The sequence below is a fragment of the Herbiconiux daphne genome, assembly GCF_024979295.1.
Taxonomy (GTDB): Bacteria; Actinomycetota; Actinomycetes; order Actinomycetales; family Microbacteriaceae; genus Herbiconiux; species Herbiconiux daphnes.
In genome coordinates this window covers 1-800 of sequence record NZ_JANLCJ010000292.1, presented here as the reverse complement: position 1 = coordinate 800, position 800 = coordinate 1, and the positions used below count along the sequence as shown (strand labels likewise).

General features: G+C 46.4%; 1 protein-coding gene. It reads right to left on the bottom strand.

What is annotated here, in order from left to right; all coding sequences use genetic code 11:
- Nucleotides 1-800, bottom strand: an 800-nt coding sequence (locus tag N1032_RS24755) for a hypothetical protein (protein WP_259543179.1), incomplete at both ends; no start/stop codon positions are given.

Genomic DNA, 800 nt, shown 5'->3' with positions numbered 1-800 from the left:
GACTGACCACCACCTGCGGATTGAGTTGAGGAGCCTGAGCTACCCTGACCTGCAATTTGAGACACTGTATTACGATAAGCTTCGAGGTTCCGTTGACCAGCTTCCTGATTAGCCAGACGGTTCTGATAATCAGTTTCCTGCTGAGCAGCTTGCATCTGCTGATTAACCTGAGCAGCTTGGTAACGGTTCTGAAGTTGCTGCTGATACAGCTGACCTTTAGCAATTTCACCCTGCTGATACTGAGCAGCAAGATTTTGACCCATACCAGCAAATGTATTACCAACACCTTGAATAGCTTGAATGCCTTGTGAGTATTGATTGATACGAGCCTGCTGGTTACCCTGCAATGTTGCAAGAGCAGCAGTCTGAGCTTGGCTACGAGCAGAATTCATAATGTCTGCTGTACCTTTCTCAAGATTGGCTTGGTTCTTACCAAACATAACACCCTGAGCCACACCAGCACGGGAAGAACCCATAGCACCAGAAGTAGTAGCACGTTGGTTGAGCTGTTGTACAGCACCTTCATATTGCTCCTGAACATCCTGTTGCAGCTGTTGTTTCTGAGTACGAACAGTTTCACTGTCATACAACTGACTTGACAGATCATTAATCTGCTGACCAGTAATGGAAGTATCCATACCAGCTAAGTTACGACCCATCTGAGCTGCTTCATTAAGATAGTTAGCAGATTGGTCGAGATAAGCACCAGCATTTCCAGTGTATTTATTTAAGTTAGCAGCCACTTCACCCAGCTGACCTGAGTTAGCGAGGGCTTCTAGGCTTTGAGCCATTTCCGGTGT